General features: G+C 42.0%; 17 protein-coding genes and 1 riboswitch. Of the genes, 7 read left to right on the top strand and 10 right to left on the bottom strand.

What is annotated here, in order from left to right; translation table 11 throughout:
* Positions 1 to 10 precede the first annotated feature (10 nt).
* From D890_RS0104970 to D890_RS0104950, 5 genes are all read left to right on the top strand, one after another.
* The gene (locus D890_RS0104970; protein ID WP_040363488.1) at positions 11 to 3,400 is read left to right on the top strand and encodes a DNA polymerase III subunit alpha; all 3,390 of its coding nucleotides are present in this window, start codon (positions 11 to 13) and stop codon (positions 3,398 to 3,400) included.
* Entirely contained in the window at positions 3,397 to 4,026 is a 630-nt protein-coding gene (rsmG, locus tag D890_RS0104965; RefSeq protein WP_018963407.1) for a 16S rRNA (guanine(527)-N(7))-methyltransferase RsmG, read from the top strand. The genes D890_RS0104970 and rsmG overlap by 4 nt, the downstream gene beginning before the upstream one ends.
* A gap of 20 nt (positions 4,027 to 4,046) precedes the next feature.
* Positions 4,047 to 4,835, top strand: a complete 789-nt coding sequence (locus D890_RS0104960) for an undecaprenyl-diphosphate phosphatase (protein ID WP_018963406.1) — start codon at positions 4,047 to 4,049, stop codon at positions 4,833 to 4,835.
* 26 nt (positions 4,836 to 4,861) lie between these two features.
* A riboswitch (TPP riboswitch) is annotated at positions 4,862 to 4,978 on the top strand.
* Complete coding sequence (locus D890_RS0104955; protein ID WP_018963405.1) at positions 4,973 to 5,788, top strand: energy-coupled thiamine transporter ThiT; 816 nt, start codon at positions 4,973 to 4,975, stop codon at positions 5,786 to 5,788. Its footprint overlaps the riboswitch before it by 6 nt.
* Positions 5,772 to 6,416 carry a thiamine diphosphokinase gene (locus D890_RS0104950; RefSeq protein WP_018963404.1) on the top strand — a complete coding sequence of 215 codons (645 nt, stop codon included), beginning with the start codon at positions 5,772 to 5,774 and terminating at the stop codon, positions 6,414 to 6,416. The genes D890_RS0104955 and D890_RS0104950 overlap by 17 nt, the downstream gene beginning before the upstream one ends.
* Here D890_RS0104950 and D890_RS0104945 read toward each other — a convergent pair.
* Complete coding sequence (locus D890_RS0104945; protein WP_245533143.1) at positions 6,397 to 7,935, bottom strand: N-acetylmuramoyl-L-alanine amidase; 1,539 nt, start codon at positions 7,933 to 7,935, stop codon at positions 6,397 to 6,399. The genes D890_RS0104950 and D890_RS0104945 overlap by 20 nt on opposite strands.
* Positions 7,936 to 8,111: 176 nt before the next feature.
* On the opposite strand from D890_RS0104945, the gene D890_RS0104940 reads away from it, so the two are divergent.
* Positions 8,112 to 8,366: a FeoA family protein gene (locus D890_RS0104940; protein ID WP_018963402.1), complete on the top strand. Its 255-nt coding sequence runs from the start codon at positions 8,112 to 8,114 to the stop codon at positions 8,364 to 8,366.
* A gap of 21 nt (positions 8,367 to 8,387) precedes the next feature.
* Positions 8,388 to 10,292: a ferrous iron transport protein B gene (feoB, locus tag D890_RS0104935; RefSeq protein WP_018963401.1), complete on the top strand. Its 1,905-nt coding sequence runs from the start codon at positions 8,388 to 8,390 to the stop codon at positions 10,290 to 10,292.
* A 275-nt stretch (positions 10,293 to 10,567) separates the two neighbouring features.
* Here the strand turns inward: feoB and D890_RS0104930 are convergent, their stop codons facing one another.
* The 9 genes from D890_RS0104930 to D890_RS0104890 are packed head-to-tail and all read right to left on the bottom strand — an operon-like array spanning position 10,568 to position 18,724.
* Positions 10,568 to 11,056, bottom strand: a complete 489-nt coding sequence (locus D890_RS0104930; RefSeq protein WP_018963400.1) for a ferritin family protein — start codon at positions 11,054 to 11,056, stop codon at positions 10,568 to 10,570.
* Entirely contained in the window at positions 11,034 to 12,326 is a 1,293-nt protein-coding gene (locus D890_RS0104925) for a Mur ligase family protein (RefSeq protein WP_018963399.1), read from the bottom strand. The genes D890_RS0104930 and D890_RS0104925 overlap by 23 nt, the downstream gene beginning before the upstream one ends.
* On the bottom strand, positions 12,298 to 13,527 hold the full coding sequence (locus tag D890_RS0104920) for a glucose-1-phosphate adenylyltransferase family protein (protein WP_018963398.1): 1,230 nt from the start codon (positions 13,525 to 13,527) through the stop codon (positions 12,298 to 12,300). The genes D890_RS0104925 and D890_RS0104920 overlap by 29 nt, the downstream gene beginning before the upstream one ends.
* Positions 13,524 to 14,492 (bottom strand): GlgC family sugar phosphate nucleotidyltransferase, encoded by a 969-nt coding sequence (locus D890_RS0104915; RefSeq protein ID WP_018963397.1) that lies wholly within the window; start codon positions 14,490 to 14,492, stop codon positions 13,524 to 13,526. Before D890_RS0104915 ends, D890_RS0104920 begins: the two co-directional genes overlap by 4 nt.
* 9 nt (positions 14,493 to 14,501) lie before the next feature.
* Entirely contained in the window at positions 14,502 to 15,230 is a 729-nt protein-coding gene (locus tag D890_RS0104910) for a type III pantothenate kinase (protein ID WP_018963396.1), read from the bottom strand.
* Entirely contained in the window at positions 15,218 to 16,054 is an 837-nt protein-coding gene (locus tag D890_RS0104905; protein ID WP_425393493.1) for a ParB/RepB/Spo0J family partition protein, read from the bottom strand. Before D890_RS0104905 ends, D890_RS0104910 begins: the two co-directional genes overlap by 13 nt.
* Positions 16,026 to 16,790: a ParA family protein gene (locus D890_RS0104900; protein ID WP_018963394.1), complete on the bottom strand. Its 765-nt coding sequence runs from the start codon at positions 16,788 to 16,790 to the stop codon at positions 16,026 to 16,028. The genes D890_RS0104905 and D890_RS0104900 overlap by 29 nt, the downstream gene beginning before the upstream one ends.
* On the bottom strand, positions 16,787 to 17,467 hold the full coding sequence (uppS, locus tag D890_RS0104895) for a polyprenyl diphosphate synthase (protein WP_018963393.1): 681 nt from the start codon (positions 17,465 to 17,467) through the stop codon (positions 16,787 to 16,789). Before uppS ends, D890_RS0104900 begins: the two co-directional genes overlap by 4 nt.
* A gap of 9 nt (positions 17,468 to 17,476) precedes the next feature.
* Positions 17,477 to 18,724: an MFS transporter gene (locus tag D890_RS0104890; RefSeq protein ID WP_040363563.1), complete on the bottom strand. Its 1,248-nt coding sequence runs from the start codon at positions 18,722 to 18,724 to the stop codon at positions 17,477 to 17,479.
* Between the last annotated feature and the right edge of the window lie 28 nt (positions 18,725 to 18,752).

The following is an 18,752-nucleotide window of genomic DNA, read 5'->3' as shown; positions in this document are numbered from 1 at the left end:
AAACAATGGTATGACACAAAAAGAATTCGTTCATTTACATGTTCACAGTGCCTTTTCACTGCTTGACGGTGTGACACAACCAAAAAAACTTGTTCAGCGGGCAAAAGAACTTGATATGCCAGCTATTGCTATAACGGATCACGGTGTTACGTATGGGCTTGTCGAGTTTGTCAATGAAGCGACGAAATTAGGGATTAAGCCCATAGTCGGAGTGGAAGGATACCAATCTCAGCGAGAAAGAACAAAACGAGAAGGGAACAAAGACAAAGAGCCTTTCCATTTGGTGCTTCTGGTAAAGAATGCAACAGGTTTTAGAAACCTTAACGTTTTGCTGACAAAAGCCTATTTGGAAGGATTTTATTATAAGCCACGTTTTGATTGGGAACTTCTACAGGAATATCATGAAGGTCTTATCGCTTCTTCTGCTTGTCTGGCTGGAGCTGTGGCACGGGCTTTAGTTCAAGATGATGAGAAGAAAGCTTTGGAAATAGCAGGTCGTTATGATGAGATTTTTGGTCGTGGGAATTTTTATCTCGAAATGATGGACCATGACTTGGCTGACCAAAAGAAGGTCAATAGAGGTGTTGTAGAACTATCGAAGCGTACTGGTATACCGATAATTGCAACCAACGACGTTCATTATGGGCGACCGGAGGAATATTCTATACAAGATGTGCTTATGGCCATAGCCACAGGAACTACCCTCAATGATCCCAACAGGTTCAAGTACAATACTGATCAAATGTATTTAAAGTCTCCAGCGGAGATGTGGGAAAAATTCCAAGAAGTTCCGGAAGCATTAGAAAATACGATAACGGTAGCAAATATGGTGGACTTTAAACTTCCATTGGGCGAACAGCACTTACCAAAATTTGCTGTGCCTGATGGCTTTACCGAAAATAGTTTTTTGAGAAAACTAACACAAGAAGGTTTGAGAGAGCGTTATGGAGATAATCCTTCTAAAGATGTCATAGATCGAATGGATTATGAGCTATCTGTAATTGAGAAAATGGGGTTTGCTGGTTATTTTCTCATCGTTCAGGATTATATAAACTGGGCAAAGTCGCAAGGCATTTCTGTGGGTCCAGGTCGAGGGAGTGCTGCTGGCTCATTGGTTGCGTATCTCATCGGTATCACTGACATAGATCCGCTAAAATATGGATTGCTTTTTGAACGTTTTCTAAACCCTGAACGCATAACCATGCCTGATATAGATGTTGATTTTTGCGCTCGTCGTCGTGATGAAGTACTTCGATATGTGCGAGATAAGTATGGGGAGAATAACGTGGCTCAGATAGCCACATTTGGTACCTTGGCGAGCCGTGCTGCAGTGAGAGATGTAGGACGTGTTCTGGGGATTCCGCTTAGCCTTGTGGATAGATTGTCCAAGAGTATACCTCAAAACATGGAACTTGCAGATGCAGAGAATCTCGATGAAGTAAAGACATTAGTAAACCAATATCCAGAACTCGGTAGACTTTTGGAAATAGCTAAGCAGGTAGAAGGCTTACCAAGGCATGCTTCTACACATGCTGCTGGCGTCGTTATCTCTGATAAACCTCTCTATGAGTATGTTGCGTTGCAGGCATCCTCTGAAGATGCGGGCATCAATGTTACCACGCAGCTTGCCAAAGATGATGTAGAAAAACTGGGGCTTCTAAAAATGGATTTCCTTGGTTTGCGTAACATGACAGTCATCAGTGATGCACTCAAATGGATTAAGGAGCGTCACGGTGTGGATGTCAAATTAACGGAACTACCCAAGGATGATCCTAAAGTTTACGAAATGTTGGCCAGCGGGGAAACGGTAGGTGTATTCCAACTGGAAAGTACGGGGTTCCGTTCTTTCTTGAAAGACTTGAAACCTGATAAATTTGAAGAGATTATAGCGGCAGAAGCTCTTTATAGGCCGGGCACTTTAGGAAGCGGCGGAGTGAAGTCCTACGTTGATAGAAAGCATGGTAGGGAGCCTGTGGACTACTTCCATGATGATTTAAAACCAATTCTGGAAGAAACATACGGAATAATCGTTTATCAAGAGCAGATAATGCAGATAGCGTCAGTCATAGCTGGCTATTCACTGGGAGAAGCTGACGTACTACGCAGGGCCATAAGTAAGAAAAAAGAAGAAGAAATTCTCAAACTTCGTGAGGACTTCGTGACTCGAGGAGTACAAAGAGGGTACCCCAAAGATACAGTGGAGCGCATTTATGAAACTATCGTTCATTTTGCGGAGTATGGTTTCAATAAGTCTCACTCTGCGGCCTATGCCCATGTAACGTACTACACTGCGTGGTTAAAGGTGTACTATCCTACAGAGTATTTTGCTGCATTACTGGCTAGTTTTGTAGACAATACGGAAAAGCTAAAAGTTTACATAGCTGAAGCACGTCGGTTGGGAATAAAAATACTACCTCCCGATGTCAATAAATCAGACCACTATTTTCTTCCGGAAGGGGAGAAGGAAATACGTTTTGGTCTGCTGGGCATCAAAAATGTTGGGCTTGCCGCTGTGGAAGAGATTCTACATACCAGAGAAGTGGGCGGTTCATTTTCTTCATTCCAAGAATTCTTATCCCGTGTAAATGAACGTGTAGTGAATAAAAAAGTCACAGAAAGTCTCATTCGTGCGGGAGCATTTGATAGTTTGGGTGAAAGAAAAACATTAATCAGACAGTTATCCTCTGGCATTACGACGCAAACGCTTTTCCAAATAGATGATAGCGGGTTGGATGACATTGTCATTAATCCCATGGAAGACGAGCGTGAATACCTTGGTTTATACATAACTTCTCATCCTTTAGAGAAATACATGGCTCTTCTGAGTAATCAAAACATCACGCCTTTAGATGAGCTCGGTGACATGGACGGTCTTGTTCAAGTTGGGGGGTTCGTATCCAGTACAAAGGTGAAAAAGAGCAAAAATAACAACCAGTACATGGTTTTTACCCTTGAAGATTTAAGTAACCAGGTTGAAGTAACGGTTTTGCCACAGCGTTTTGATGGTTTTAAACCTCTGTTGCAGGAACCTGGGATAGCAACGATTAATGCTCGTGTAGAGTCAGAAAGCGAGAAAAGCAAGCTTATTGCTGATTCGCTCATTTCTTTTTCTCCCTTAAGGGAATTGGATGAACGTATGAAAGATCTTGACGGTAAAGGTATTCTTCGCATTGTATTGCGCGCAGATCAAGTATCGGCTGAAAAATTGAAAAAACTCAAAGCTTTACTTCGAGAGCACAAAGGTGCTACACCTATAGAATTTACCGTTCATGTAGATGGTTCCATGTACAGAGTTTTGTTACCTAATGAGTATTGGGTTTCTTTCAGTAGTCAGCTTCAAGATGCGCTGTTCAAATTGTTTAGTCCCATGAATGTCGGTTTTAGGGGTTTTGGTTCATGACAGATGAAAAGTTACGCCATTTTGCAGATGCATTATGGCGAACCGATTATTTGCATGGTTACCAAAACTTTGATCAGCTTTGGTCTTTAGGTATAGAAGACAGTTTATCTGTCCTTAAGTTTATTGATCTTGAAGGCAATGTATTGGATATAGGTCCAGGTGGTGGACTTCCAGGCTTGGCACTGGCAATTCAACTACCCAATGTTAACTTCACGTTGGTAGATAGTTCTGAAAAATCCTGTAAGTTTCTGTTGGATATGGCATCCATATTGTATCTGAATAACATTGAAGTTGTTCATGCTCGTATTGAGGATTTTGGGCGAACGCACAGGGAGGAGTTCGATTATGTCATAAGTAGGGCTGTTGCTGAACTTCGCGTGCTTATTGAGTATGCTGCGGCTCCACTAAAGGTAAACGGAACAGCCATTTTTTGGAAGGGCCCTTCTTGTGACGAGGAATTAAGTAAGGCAGAACATGCATTAAATCAGCTCCACATGCGTTTTGAAAGGCGTTACAATTATTCCATTGTGGATCGATCGCGTGTATTGTTGGTTTTCAAAAAAACACAGTTTACGCCTCGTGTGTTTCCACGCAAGGCCGGAACGCCTGAGCGAAAACCTTTATAAATTTCTTAGGAGGTGCATCTATGTTATCTTCGTTACTCAAAGCTGCGATATTGGGAGTTGTAGAAGGCTTAACAGAGTTTTTACCTATTTCTTCTACGGGGCACTTAATCATCGTTAATCAATGGATAAACTTTCCAAAACCCTTTAATGATTCCTTTGATGTAATAATCCAGATGGGGGCAATTTTAGCCATTGTTTTATTGTTTTGGAATGAATACAATATTTTCTCGGTTCGTACCCGAAAACATGTTTTGGTTAACTACAAGAACATTATTATTGCTATCATTCCTGCCATTGTTGTGGGAGCGTTGGTGGGTAACATGATTCAAACGTATTTGTTTTCGGTGCTGACGGTTTCCATAACACTGATTGTAGGTGCCCTTTTTCTATGGTATGCAGAAGAGCACACAAACGCCAACGTTCACGCCGTTACGGGAATAAAGCCTTTAACCGCTTTGAAGATTGGTTGCTACCAATTGCTTTCTTATTTACCGGGTTTTAGTAGATCGGCTTCGACCATTGGTGGGGGCATGCTATTAGGTCTGAGTAGAGAAACGGCGGCGGAGTTCTCGTTTTTGTTGGGCGCACCAACATTACTGGCCGCTGGCGGTTACGAGATCTTGAAGTCTGGTTTATCGTTTTCTGGAGAACAGTGGGCAATACTTGCGGTAGGGACCTTTTGTGCATTTATCAGCGCTTATGTTGTAGTAAGACCTTTCTTGGCTTACGTTCGCAACCACAGCTATAAACCTTTTGTCATTTACAGAATTGTCTTGGGCGCGATTTTGCTCTTCATGTACTTCTTTTAGCAGAAAAATGTAGTACAATAACGGCAACACAGGACCAGGGGAGCCCGATTTGCTACAAGAGGGCTGAGAGGGTAGCGTTTGGCTGCCGACCCTAGGAACCTGATCCGGGTAATACCGGCGGAGGGAGGTTTGTTTGCATGTTTAAGAGCACGCGCATGCTGGCGGAAGCCGGCATCATGGTTGGTTTGTCTTTGGCGTTATGGTATTTGAATTTGGGTCAATTACCTCAAGGCGGTTCCATTTCTTTGCAGATGCTTCCACTGTTTGTTTTTTCTTTACGGTGGGGTGCTGGTCCGGGCATTGTGGTAGGCGTTGCCTATGGTCTGCTTCACAGTATGCAGGACATGTTTGTAGTGCATCCGCTACAGTACCTTTTGGATTACCCCATCGCTTTCGGTTTGATTGGGCTGTCTGGTTTAGTAAGGAATTTAAAGATTACAAAAACGGTTAGTGTCCTGCTTGCAATCATTGTTTTGTTCGGTGGCATAGCGTTGCAGCGTTATACAGTTTCTAATGTACAAGAAATAAACAAACAGACTGCCGTACTGCAAGAAGGAATGGCAAGTGGCACAGCTACTGCTGGCCAAATCCAAGAAATGAAAAGTCAAATTGCAGATTTGAACGCTAAATCGCGACTTTTTGCTGTAGGTGGCTATGTTGTGCTCATTTCCTCTCTTTTAGCTTTTGTTGCCATACTGTACGGAACATGGAAACGGACATACAGTACACCAGTAGAATTTGCCGTCCTCATAGGTGGCTTGGGTCGTTTTGTATCGCACTTACTTAGTGGTTATATCTTTTTTGGACAATATGTACCGCAAGGCATGAATCCATGGGTTTATTCGATGGTGTATAACTTTCTTGTGGTAGCGCCTTCCACTCTATTATCTTTAGCTGTCATACTAATGATTTGGCCATCTTTGGAGAAAGCTTCACATGCCAACGTTAATTAGTTTGAATGGTTACGTGGAAGAGTCTGTTTTTTCTTTCCTTGCAAAGCAATTTCGATTTGATGAGGTACTGGGTGTCGATGGTGGCACCCAGCACCTCATCAAGGCTGGTGTAAAACCAAGTAAGATTCTTGGTGACTTGGATTCTATAAAGGGGAACACTCTTTTGGATGTTTTTTCGCTCAAAATTCCCATGTTAATAAGTTATTGGGACAAAGATTTCACAGATGGTGAACGTGCAGTTCAATTAAGTCAACACGTACCTATCGTGCTTGTGGGCATGGTGGGTGATGAAATAGATCATTTAGTTGGAAACCTTTCCCTCTTGAAGATGGCGTACGCTAACGGGAAGCCAGCAGTTGCTTATGGTATGCGTGAAACGGTTGTCTTTGGCAAAGATTTTGTACTCCATTTGCCTATAGGTACGACTGTTTCTGTATTACCCACCAGCCAAGTTATCTTACATGAGAAAGGATTCAAATGGGATCTTGATGGAGTTGTATGGCAGCGCGACAAGACACCACCAATATCCAACATTGTTTCTGAAAAAAGCCAGGAAATCCATGCCAGTGCAGAGTTCTTCCTTGTTATAAAAGATTATTGGAATCCATTCACTGAGCTAACGCTTTAACATCTATACCAAAGAACTTCAACACACCTTGTGCTATTCCTTGTGCAGCTTTAGTGCGACCTTCCGGTGTTGACAGCACTGCATAATCTATAGGACTTGTTATAAATCCGACTTCTACCATGGCGGAAGGGTAGGTAGTGCCTTTTAGCATGTAGAGTGTTGTATCTTGCTTTACGTTACGATCCTTAAGTTGTATCTGCTTTAGATACTCGTTATGAACGATAGTAGCAAACCACTTTGATTGCCATGACCGCCAATATGTTTCGACACCGTTGGCAGTCGAAGCAGTAAAGGAATTTGCATGTATGCTTAGAAGTAAGTTCGGGTTGAAACGTTCTGCCAGTTGGAAACGATCTTCCAAGTCGTAAGGGTTAGATTTATCCTTTTCTTTTGTCCTAGTGTATTGAATGTTCAAGCCATAGCTTTTTAGAATATCGCCAACTTTTAGTGAAATATCGAGGACAACCTCGCTTTCATATATGTTGTTTATTCCGATGGCTCCCATATTGTACATTCCGCTGGGGTTGAATCCTCCATGTCCCGGATCGATTACCACTACATATTGTTCTTTCGGTGGAGTAAGTTTAAAGTACTGGTAAATCTGGTCCCTTGCGGAGAGAACAACGTTGGCGTACTTGATGGATTGTGTCCCTATGCTATCTGAGCCGTCTGTACCAGAGAGCACATTGTTCATAAGACCCGTAGAACCTAAAAGGTATGCACGCAAAGCCATAAATGGTCTTTGCCATACAATCATGTTGTTGGAGAGCATTTTGCAACCAACGGCGACATTGCTATCGATATCTAATGGGTCACTCTTGACACCTAAGGTATTGGCATAACTGTAGAAACTCGATTCCAGCACCTGCATAAGCCCCATGGCTGATGCAGTGCTTACTGCTTGAGGATTGAACCCACTTTCCATTTCTATGAGTCCGAGCACCAAAAACGGATCTAAGTTAAAGTAGTTAGCCCATCTGCTTACTGCTGTAGCTATCTGTACTTGAGTAGCCGCAGGCACTTGTCTGTTTATTTTACTTAAACGAAACTGAATTGCCAGTATGAGCGTTTGTGGGTCGTAAAGGCCCGTTCCTGGAATAACACTTGGAGTGGCGATTTCAGTAGGCGTTATCACTTCTGTGGGCGTGATTACTGTCGTTGGTGTCGTTGGTGTCGTCGGTGTAGTCGGTGTCGTTGGTGTAGAAGTATCTTGTACATCTACGTCTATTTTAGAAGGTTCTTTATTTTGAGTTTGAATAACACTTATCAAGAACTCTTTAGTTGAAAGTTGCTTTACTTGAATGTTTGCTGGTGCAGTAAAGGTGAGCCATGGGCTACCTTCTATGTGTAAAATACCAGCATCCAAAGAACCGTCCCATTTACTGGTAAACGTTACCTTATTGCCGCTATTGATGAAAGAAGCAGGCCCACTGGTCTGTATATAAACTTGGTTTCCGTTTAGTGGAAGCACTGCAGTAGTTGTTTGCCACGTTTGAGCGGTTGCAGGAACAACTGACATAAGGCAAAGAATTATTAGAAGTGATAGCAGCTTTTTCATATGCGGATAAACCTTGTTTTTTGTTCAAATGGTAGAAAAGCAATATTTGTCATATGCTCGTGCCTCCGTATAGTCTTCATAAACATCATTCTACATCATCGTTGACAGTATAATGGGTTTTATGATATAGTTTTATTGTGCAAACATTTAGTGGGCATTTAGGTGTCCTTCAAGAAGGCACACGTGCAAAAATAAGGAGTGTTGCTGGACCGCAGTGGTTCAAGGAGCGTATGTACGAACTTGGACTTTTGCCTGGAGTCACAGTTACGTTAGTTAAAAGAACACCATTTGGTGGTCCTATAGTCATCGAATTCCTTACCCAAAGATTGGCTCTTTCTTATAAAGAAGCCAATTGGATACATGTTGATGTTTTGGGTACTGAGCCTCAATGAATCTAAGGAGCAAAGGGTAGCATGGCGGCAGATATTGAGAAAACGATTGTTTTGGTAGGAAATCCCAATTGTGGAAAATCCACGTTGTTTAATTATATGACAGGCGGCGACGCCAGTGTAGGAAATTGGCCTGGTGTTACTGTAGATGTGAAGACGGGTATTTGGAAGGACAATGATAGAACATTTAAGGTCGTTGACCTTCCAGGAAGTTATTCTCTGATGGGTACTAACGCTGATGAAAAAGTCACCAGCGAATTTCTTACGAGTCAGGATTATGACGTAATCTTAAATGTTATCGATGCTACTTCTTTGGAACGTTCTTTGATGCTGACATTGGAACTTTTAGATTTGCAAAAACCGACCGTGGTGGCGTTGAACTTCATGGACGAACTCGAAAAGTCAGGAGCGTCCATAGATGCAGAATTGCTCTCTCAAATAATTGGTATTCCTGTAGTTTTTATATCAGCTCTGAAAGGAATGAATATGGATGCTTTGCGCAATGCGTTAGAACAAGCAAAACCGCCGAAAATCCTGCCTTTCAATCGTTCTTTGGAAAATCTCATAGCAACGGTATCAGAGGACAACAGCCTCTCACGTTTTGATGCGTTGAACAGAATTGCTTCGGAGCAAACACAACTGGATGAAACACTTCGCAGTTTAGATGGCATACATCCTCAGGAACATATTGTCATGGAAAGATATAAAAAGGCTCATCAGATTGCTACTGAAGTTATGAAGAAACTTCCTGAAAAATGGCGTTTTTCCGACATGCTCGATCATGTACTTCTTCACCCTTTGGTAGGAATTCCAACTTTCGGAGTAGTGCTTTACCTTTTGTTCAAAATCATATTTACTGTAGGGCAGCCACTTACTGATTTATTAGCGGACGCTATCTCTTGGCTATCTACGGTAATAACGCACGAGTTGCCCTCTGGTTTAATCAGGAATTTCATCCAAAATGCATTGTTTGGCGGGGTTGGGAATGTTATTTCCTTTGTACCCTTGGTCTTCGTCATGTTCTTTGCTGTAGGCATTTTGGAAAACTCCGGATACATGGCCAGAGCATCGTTGATTATGGATAGACCGCTATCGCGTTTTGGACTTAGTGGTAAATCTTTTATTTCTCTTATTTTGGGTTTTGGCTGCAACGTTCCAGCTATTTTGTCAACAAGGGCCATAGATGATCCAGTGGAGCGTCGCATAACATCTATGGTGATACCACTTATTCCGTGTAATGCACGTTTGCCTGTTCTTACGATTCTCGGGGCGGCATTGTTTGGTCGTAACGCCTTAGTGGTGGTTTTGTTTTGTTATGCACTCTCAACGTTGTTTAGTTTGATATTGGCTTTTGCTTTTAGGAATGTGGCTTTTAAGAAAATGCCCAGCTTTTTTGCTTTGGAGATGCCACCTTACAGAATGCCTTCAATGAAATTGACTGCTCGTCTGGCATGGTTTCGTACGAAAGACTTTTTACATAAGGCGTTCAGCGTGGTGTTAATCACGACGACAATATTCTGGATACTTCTAACATTTCCGTTAGGCGCTGATATTTCACAGAGTTTTATGGCGAGAATTGGAATGTTTTTAAGCGGAACGGTTTTCAAACCAATGGCGTTTAATTGGGAGATGTCTTCTGCTTTGCTCACAGGTCTAGCTGCTAAAGAAGCTGTACTTTCATCGCTTGGACAGTTATATCATGCTTCTGGTTCTGCTTTAGCTAGTGTTCTACATAACGCTATTTACATGCCATCGGGTATTGCGTTTATCGTATTTTTTGTACTCTATGTTCCATGCATTGCAACCATAGCTGCACTTAGAAAGGAGATTGGACAAAAATGGACAGCGATTCAGCTCGTAGTTCAGCTCACGATAGCCTACTTAGTAAGCATTGGCGCGTTCTGGCTGTCTTCCTTATTGTTTGCTTAGTAGTAAGCGTTTACTCGTTTTTTCAACTCAGCGGCTCTTGGGTCGATTTTGCCGTTCAATGTGTTTTTATCTTTCTTTTCTTAGCCGCTTTAGCCGATGCCAACAAGCCTTACTTTGTCGCTGCCCATCTAACCGTTTCATGTTTTTTAGAAGTTCTTTTCTACCTTACTTTAATAATCTCAACTTCTCATAAAGTATGGTTTACCATAGCAGCACTTATTATTGCCCTTGTAGATGCATTCTCTTACCGACTTTTAAGAAAATTTCTTAATTCTTCAAAGTAGGGGAGAGAATCCCATATCATACCAATGTTCTTTCATAAGGTTATCTAATTCGTTGCGAATGGCAGACTCGTGTCCTTGTTCCCATGCAGCCAGTTTTAAGTAGATTTGTTTTCCTATGGGATCATCGGTGTTGTCTGCTGCCTTCTTGTAGAACTCAGCAAAATCATGTTCCAAAAGTAATGCCATGCGCAGAGCGGCAATTTCACTAAAATTAAACTCTGACTCCTCTTCGCTACTAACCGTTTTAAAAGGTGTTTCTTCTGGTGGCATTTCGTCCTTAAAAGCGCTTTCCTCTTTTAAAAACCCAAGAATCCTTGAGATGTAATCAACGTGACTTTCTTCCATTTTTACCAGGCCCGTGAATAAATCCTTAACCGAGGGACTTTTTGACTCTTCGGCTTTCTCCTGATAAAAACGAACACCTTCCTTTTCCATCTCTAATGCATACTGTAGAGCACTAATTGCTTTCTCCAGATCCATACAATCCAGCCTCCTTTAATCTGTCATAGGCATCTCTCATGCCTACTATTACCCATCTGTGAAAACGATCGCTGCATTCCTTAAACACTTGTGTGCTCGGTCCTGTGATAAAACCGGCATCTTTATAGCGTTGCATTGTTTTGTTTGATTGGTCTTCGTCTAAAGACTTTATTAGCGAAGCTGCACCAACAGCGCCATACTTTTTTATGATCTCTATTATTTCATAACTTTTCTGTTCCGGTTCATATCCTGTGGCTCCATGTATGACAACAAAATCTTTTCCCCAGCGCTGCACGACCGTACTAAGACAGGCATCGATGCTCTCAGGCGTATGAGCAAAGTCGATGACCATTTCTATACCATTTATCACTATGTGGTTCATCCGCACAGGTATCTGAGGGAAAAGCCCCTCTATTTTAATTCCTTTCCATAACATGGCTGCAGCTACCACTGCTACAGCATCTTGTGCAAACACTTCTCCGGGCATTGGCAAATGTACATGCGTTTCTCCCTGTGGAGTGTAAATATAAACGTCTTGTTCCCATTCACTCTCGGTGCGATAGGTTATGTAGAAATCTCCATAGCGTCCGTATCTCAAAATATTATTTGACGAAAGAATTGGACTGGGCACGTTCTGTCCCATAAGTGTGAAAGCACCTTTCTTTACATATTGGAATGCTTTTTTCTTCGCCAAATAATAAGCATAAAGTGTTTTATGATAGTCCATGTGTTCAGGTTCTAAGGTAGTCCATATCAAACCTTCCAAGGGTAAAGGAAGCCTCTCTTCCACAAGTCCTATGGACGACAACTCCACTACCCAATTATCTTCTCCTGTTTTCCTATAAGTATTGAACAACGCATCGGCGCCAGTAGTCGTAGTCGGCAATACAAAAAACTCGTCTTTTGCTTTAATGCCCAGTGTTCCCATATAACCTGTGGAAAGCAGGGAAGAAAGCCACCATGCGATGGTGCTTTTCCCTTTGGTACCTGTTACACCTAAGACATGTAATGGATAAACCTTTGATCCTGCTTTTATGAACTCCTTGTACAACATCTTGGCATCAGGTCTAAAGATTACGTTCTTGCCTTTTGCCTCTTTCTCTGTAATAACAAGTGTTGCTCTGTCTTGAAGTGATGGGATAAGGGTTCTTGCGTCGAAATGACTTCCCGTAAAAGCAAAAAAGATGTCCCCATCTATGAACCACCTATTATCAGAAGAGAATCTAACTAAGGGCTGTTTATTATCTATAAATGAACGATCCGCTGCCATAAATACCGTTTACGGTTGCGCTTTCTTGGACAGCACATTGCTTACCAAGGCGGCTCCCATCCTGCACGATTACATTCCTTCCCAATACGCTTATTTCGTCCGTGTAAATGTGTGGCGCAACTTCATTAGGAACTGGATCGCCTTCACCGATTATTACCCCATTACCTATATGGACGCTTTCGCCTGTGATCACACGATATAGTTTTGAACCTTTGCCAATATAAGAGCGTGGTCCAATGATGCTTTCAACAACTTCGGCGTCGTCATCAATAAAACTTTGAAGTCCCACCACTGACCGCAGTAAATTCCCTTTTACGACGCTACCTTCACTAACCAAAGTGCTTCTTGCGCTTCCAGAACCGAGAAAAATGGGAGAGGGGAGATCGGCAGGACTTGTATAGATTTTCCAGCGCGGATCATATAGATTAAGTCGAGGAAAAGGAGCGACCAAATCCATATGGCCTTCCCAAAAAGACTTGATTGTTCCTACATCCAGCCAATAGCCATCAAATTTATAAGCATATGCAGGTTCACCTGATGCTACCACTCGGGGCCACAGATCAGAACCAAAATCGTGGCTCGAGTCTTCGCGGGTACCATCTTCCGAAAGCAAATCACGTAAATAATGCCAATCAAACGCATAGATGCCCATATTTGCTAGATTCGACTTGGGCGCGGTGGGCTTTTCCTGAAATTCCAGAATACGTTCATGTTCGTCTGTCACCACGATACCATAACGATTTGCTTCTTCCCATGGTACGGTGGTGGATGCCAATACAGCACGTGCATTTTTCAAACTCATGTATTTTAGCAAAGGACGGTAGTCCATAAGATACACATGATCAGCGGATAAAATTATTACGACATCAGGATTAAGATAATCGATGTACTCTATATTTTGATACACGGCATCTGCGGTGCCATGGTACCATTCTTTGTGAGGGGGTAACACAGCGAAATATGATGTCCTTTTCACAAAATCCCAGGGTCTTCCCATCGCAACGTGGCTTATCAGTTCTACTGGCCTGTACTGAGGAAGAATAGCGATGCCCTCAAGTTGGGAGTGAGCACAGTTGGAAAGGGCAAAATCAATTATCCTGTACTTTCCGCCAAAGTACACTGAGGGTTTTGCTAACGTTTCTGTAAGGACACCTAAACGTGTTCCTGTACCTCCAGCTAAGATGATGGCTAGCACATTCATATTACATTCTCCCTTGGTATCACGGTTAATTCGTTGCTTACAACTTCTCTGTTTGCTCTAAACACTGTATAGCGATCAGCAATAACATTGACTAATCGAGCTCCCTCTTCTACGACCACATCTTGCATAAGGATCGAGTTTTCTACGTAAGCTCCAGCACGAATAACAGAGTTTCTACCTACGACACTGTGGATAACATGCCCACCGATAATGCAACCATCGGAGATAATGCTGTCAGTTATCCTACATGTTGTAGAGAACTTTGCCGGCGGGAAGTCACGCAGTTTAGTCATCACCATGTTTTGTGTAAGTCCTCTATAAACATCTAAGTCAAGAGCATCCATGTGCAGCCGATAGAACGTGTTTAGACCGTCTGAAAGCCTGTAAACGGGAAAATTGGAAGGGAATTGCTCAATGTGGAGATCACTTCTTATACTGGATACGGCATCACGCCAAAAATCGCGCAGATCTTTATATGCAAAAAGGATTTCCATCAATAAATATTTGTTTATCACAAAAACAAAAGGATCTTCAGAATCACCTAAGTATGTGATATCTGCTGCCTTGTCTACATGATATTTCAGAACGTCGTTAAAATCGATGTTATAGACGGAATCGCCCCATGCGACAACGATGAGTTCTTCTTCGGCACGTCTCAAAAATGTGGTGTTTCTAAAAAAAGCATCCATTGTTCCCAAATACTTACCTGGAAGGATGAATAGGCCACCTTCCTTTTTATCCAGATCCCACTGTGAAGCAATGCGAAGATGGTCTAAAAGAGATACCGCCTCTGTATCCAAACTAATACCAATGCGGACTATTCCCGCTCTTACCATGCTTGACAAGGAAAAATCTATAGCTCTGTATTTTCCCAAGACAGGTAATGAAGAAGCTGGCCTTACCAGTGTAAGAGGATCTAAAGAATGAACCCAATCATGAGCAAAAATAAAGCCAAAGGCTTCCATAAAAGTATTCTATAACAAGTGTTGGTTAAGTTCAAGAATACGAAGAAGGCCCAACAAGCTTAGATTAGGCACATATCTACATGGAAAAGTAGCAACTTTACTTATCAAACTGGCTGCTCCACCTGTCATAAGAGCTTTCAATTCTGGATAAAATTTCTTTATTTCATGATAGAATCCTTCAGCCCAGAAGCTGAATCCGAAGATGAACCCAGCGTCCAGATTTGTTTTTGTATCATGACCAATTACCTCTGTAGGAATTTCAAGTTCCACAGACTTAAGAAGAGCGGCCTTCGATATGAGACAGTCGAAAGAGGACATAACGCCGGGCCCTATAGCTCCACCTACAAACTCATTTTTCGGTGTGACTAAATTAATCACACTGGCTGTACCGAAGTCTATTGTAATGAATGGGGCATTAAACCCTAAAAAATACGCACCCTCAATATCTGCCAACCGGTCATCGCCAACTTCTGCTTTTTTACTCACATCGAATATAAAATCAAATTTCTCTGCTTTTTTAAGTTGAATACCTTTTGCAACCTTCGAAAGTTTAGCTATCCAGTCTGATCCTAATTCTGGAACCACAGAACTCAAAACCCAGTGATCAAACTGCTCGGGAAGTTCCGAGAAATCAGGTTCGTGACTGAAAAACTCTTTTGTTTGAAGTATATTTCTACCATCACTAATAGCAAGTTTTGTTTTCGTGTTACCTATATCTAAAAGGACTACGGTTGCCACGTTTTTAGATACTCCGCAAGTTTTATCGCCTTATCAGGGTCAGAAAAACTAATGGTGACGGCATACCCACTTTTATTCTTTGTTACACGTACAGGTATGGACTTCACATCCGAGAACGCCTTTTTCAACTTATACACATTCGTGTCTTTTGACTGCGATGTTTTTTGTCCTTGAGTCATTTTGCACAAGCGCTCCAAGTCCCTTACTGAGAGTTTTTTTGCTGCGACAATTTTGCCTAACTTTATCATTTGTTCATTATCTTTCAAGCTTAAAAGGACTTTTGCATGCCCCACAGATAAGTCACCCTTTTGTAAGAGAACTTGTAATTCTTCAGGGAGATCAAGAAGACGAATTAAGTTAGAAAAATTGGGCCGGCTCATGCCCAATACCTCGCTTAGTTCTTCCTGTGTCATGCCAGTAGATTCCATGATTTGTTTGCATGCCTTAGCCGTTTCTATGGGGTTCAAATCTTTCCTTTGCAAGTTTTCAACCAAAGCCATGACCATTGCCTGTTCGTCGCTTACATTCTTAACAATAACGGGCACCTTTTCTAAACCTGCTTTCATGGCTGCTCTCCAACGTCTTTCTCCGGCTATGAGTTCATATTTATCTCCTGAGCCTCTAACCAAGATTGGTTGAAGTACACCCGTCTTCTTCAGCGATTCTGCCAATTCATCAATGTCATCGTCTTCTAAAACTGTTCGCGGTTGAAAAGGTGAAGTGGTAATCAAGCCTGGATCTAACTGGAGTATTTCTTCCCCAATTAAATTGTCTCCAAGGAGTGCGTTAAGTCCCTTACCGAGCTTGTTCTTGGACACGTTCATCGATCTCCTTAATAAGCCGATTATATGCTCTGGCAGCGGGGGAATGACTATCATATTCCTGTATACTCTGCCCATAGCTTGGTGCCTCCGCTACTCTTGTGCTTCTGGGAATTACTGTATCAAAAACTTTTTCTTTGAAATATGCTCTGAGTTCACTTTCTACTTCTTGACTAAGCCTGGTACGACGGTCGTACATGGTCAACAAATAACCGAGTACATCAAGCTCTGTATTCAAGTAACGCCTTACAAGGTTTACTGTTTTTAACAACTGACCAACGCCTTCCAAAGCAAAGAACTCACATTGTATGGGAACTAAAACCCAATCTGAAGCTACAAGAGCGTTTATGGTCAACAGCCCTAACGAAGGCGGTGTGTCGATGATTATAACGTCGAACTGATCTTTTAACGGTTCTAATGCGTATTTTAGGCGGCTTTCTCTGCTCATCACGTTCACTAATTCTACTTCGGCTCCTGCTAAATCCAAGTTAGATGGAACTATGTAAAGGTTGTCTCTGACCTTTATAAACGCTTCAGATGCTGGTATGTCCTCAATAAGTACGTTGTATGTAGTTTTCTTAAGATCATTCTTGCTAACACCAAAACCTGTAGTGGCATTCCCCTGAGCGTCCATGTCTACAAGCAACACTTTTCTATTTTGAGCATATAACGATGACAATGTCAGGGCAGTAGTAGTTTTACCTACGCCTCCCTTTTGGTTAGCTACAGATATGATCATACGCCGAACCTTCTTTGCCTTCTAATGAATTCGTTTAGTATATAGTCTACGTCTTCTTGGTCTATGGCTGGCCAATATTTTGGCAAGAATATAAGTTCAGCGTAAGCGGCTTGCCAGATAAGGAAATTGGAAATGCGTTGTTCTCCGCTCGTTCTCACGATGAGATCTACAGGGTTTGATAGAGGATTGTATAAGTGTTTGCTAATATCATCCTCGGTTATTTCTTTTTTGTCTGACTCTCGCAATGCACTATTAACAGCATGAACAATTTCTAATTTTCCGCCGTAATTCAGGGCTAAGTTTACTATCAAACCAGTATTATCTTTTGTGCCTTCTTCTAAGTCGGATAATGCTTTTGCCACTTTTTCTGGCAAACCAGCTTTATCTCCTATATGGAACGTTCTCACGTTTTTCTTTGCCCATGGTTCTAATAATTTGTAAGCCATTTCTGCGCCAAGGTCCATTAAGTAGCCGACTTCATCTTGAGATCGTTTCCAGTTTTCCGTGCTGAACAGGTAAAATGTGATTTCCTTTACAGGCGTTTCTAATATGCAATCTGTAACGAAAAAAACCTTATCAAAACCAGCTCTGTGACCTTCAAACGTAGGCAAACCTTGTTCTTTCGCCCAACGTCTGTTGCCGTCTACGATGAATCCTATATGATTTGGATATGGCATAGTCTTATTTTAGCGCCTCCTTCGTGAACGTTTTGCGCTTTCATACAGTAAAAGCGTTACAAATGCCAACACTGACGACATTGTCAACATCAAGTTGCTCATACTAAATGCAATGGTTGTGTAGCTTTTCCAATGGAAAAGATCAAGTACTACGCCGTAGAACAATTGTCCAAATGCAGCTCCCAAGAAACCACCTGCATTGACTATGGCCATGCCTATGCCTGAAAATGTTGTTCCGGCTATTTCTTTACCCCATTGCCAAACGGGCATGTATCCTGCAGAAGTAAATCCTATGAGGAAAAACCATAAAGCAAAAACATAAATAGGCCAGTAAGAGGCGGTCAACAAAAGAATCCACAGGATGGCACTAAATAATAGAAAAAGCTTCGAAAAACGTAGTTCTCCTAAACGTGCTGTGAGCATACCAGAAGCCAAAGCTGCTGTCATAAAACCTACGGCAATGAGCATGACAATATAACTGGCTGTTATTGTACTGACATGTGCCAGGTTATGTAATAGTGGAACTCCCCAGGCCGCTTGCAGTGTCATAACTGGTGCCAGCGAAAAGAAATACACTAATGTGGGAAACCATATTTCTCTCTTATTAATTATGTTCTTCAATCCTGCCATGGTTTCCTTCCACGTTAAAGAGTTCTGCTCATTCAAATCTTCAAAACCTACAGTAGATGGTCGGTCTTTTATGAAAGCTAATGCTATTATGCTCACGATTAACGTAATAATACCGATAGAATAGAACGATGCTTTCCAGCCTATTTTTGCCACCAAAAGGGCTAATGGAGCCGATGAAACAAGCGCTCCTAAATTCCCGATAAACGTTGTGATGCCGGTTAAGGCAACGAATTCCACAGGTAAGAACCATGAACTATTCAATTTGAGCACTGCTATGTAAACCGGTGATACGCCTAACGCTGAAATAAACCTTCCCAGTAAGAGCGTAGAATAATTCGGAGCGGAAGCAAAAATCCATGAGCCTACCGAGGCTATAATCATGGCGAGTGCAATGGACTTACGAGGGCCCCAATAATCTATGAGTACTCCAGCCGGTATTTGCATGAGCGCGTAGGTATAGAAATAGACAGATGTGAGTAACGAGAACTGAGATGCACTTAGAGAAAATGTCGCTTGGAGATCGGGCTGTACCACAGTAAGGGACGTTCTTACAAAAAAAACAAAGAAATAAGCAGCTAAACCAGCAAAGAGGGCACTACTTCTTGATCTTGAGAAAGATTTATTCATGCCAATATGAATGATATCAAAGATGCCC

The organism is Coprothermobacter platensis DSM 11748 (genome assembly GCF_000378005.1).
Taxonomy (GTDB): Bacteria; Coprothermobacterota; Coprothermobacteria; order Coprothermobacterales; family Coprothermobacteraceae; genus Coprothermobacter; species Coprothermobacter platensis.
Note: the sequence above shows the minus strand (reverse complement) of the source record. Positions and strands in the feature narration are given on the sequence as shown.

Excerpts from the sequence above, each read along its gene's own strand:
- uppS (WP_018963393.1), bottom strand. The coding sequence starts at position 17,467 with ATGCCATATCCAAATCATATAGGATTCATCGTAGACGGCAACAGACGT.
- D890_RS0104945 (WP_245533143.1), bottom strand. The coding sequence starts at position 7,935 with ATGTCAGTTGTTCCTGCAACCGCTCAAACGTGGCAAACAACTACTGCA.
- D890_RS0104890 (WP_040363563.1), bottom strand. The coding sequence starts at position 18,724 with ATGAATAAATCTTTCTCAAGATCAAGAAGTAGTGCCCTCTTTGCTGGT.
- D890_RS0104900 (WP_018963394.1), bottom strand. The coding sequence starts at position 16,790 with ATGATCATATCTGTAGCTAACCAAAAGGGAGGCGTAGGTAAAACTACT.
- D890_RS0104905 (WP_425393493.1), bottom strand. The coding sequence starts at position 16,054 with ATGAACGTGTCCAAGAACAAGCTCGGTAAGGGACTTAACGCACTCCTT.
- D890_RS0104920 (WP_018963398.1), bottom strand. The coding sequence starts at position 13,527 with ATGAATGTGCTAGCCATCATCTTAGCTGGAGGTACAGGAACACGTTTA.
- D890_RS0104960 (WP_018963406.1), top strand. The coding sequence starts at position 4,047 with ATGTTATCTTCGTTACTCAAAGCTGCGATATTGGGAGTTGTAGAAGGC.
- D890_RS0104955 (WP_018963405.1), top strand. The coding sequence starts at position 4,973 with ATGTTTAAGAGCACGCGCATGCTGGCGGAAGCCGGCATCATGGTTGGT.
- D890_RS0104970 (WP_040363488.1), top strand. The coding sequence starts at position 11 with ATGACACAAAAAGAATTCGTTCATTTACATGTTCACAGTGCCTTTTCA.
- rsmG (WP_018963407.1), top strand. The coding sequence starts at position 3,397 with ATGACAGATGAAAAGTTACGCCATTTTGCAGATGCATTATGGCGAACC.
- feoB (WP_018963401.1), top strand. The coding sequence starts at position 8,388 with ATGGCGGCAGATATTGAGAAAACGATTGTTTTGGTAGGAAATCCCAAT.
- D890_RS0104930 (WP_018963400.1), bottom strand. The coding sequence starts at position 11,056 with ATGGATCTGGAGAAAGCAATTAGTGCTCTACAGTATGCATTAGAGATG.
- D890_RS0104915 (WP_018963397.1), bottom strand. The coding sequence starts at position 14,492 with ATGGAAGCCTTTGGCTTTATTTTTGCTCATGATTGGGTTCATTCTTTA.
- D890_RS0104950 (WP_018963404.1), top strand. The coding sequence starts at position 5,772 with ATGCCAACGTTAATTAGTTTGAATGGTTACGTGGAAGAGTCTGTTTTT.
- D890_RS0104925 (WP_018963399.1), bottom strand. The coding sequence starts at position 12,326 with ATGGCAGCGGATCGTTCATTTATAGATAATAAACAGCCCTTAGTTAGA.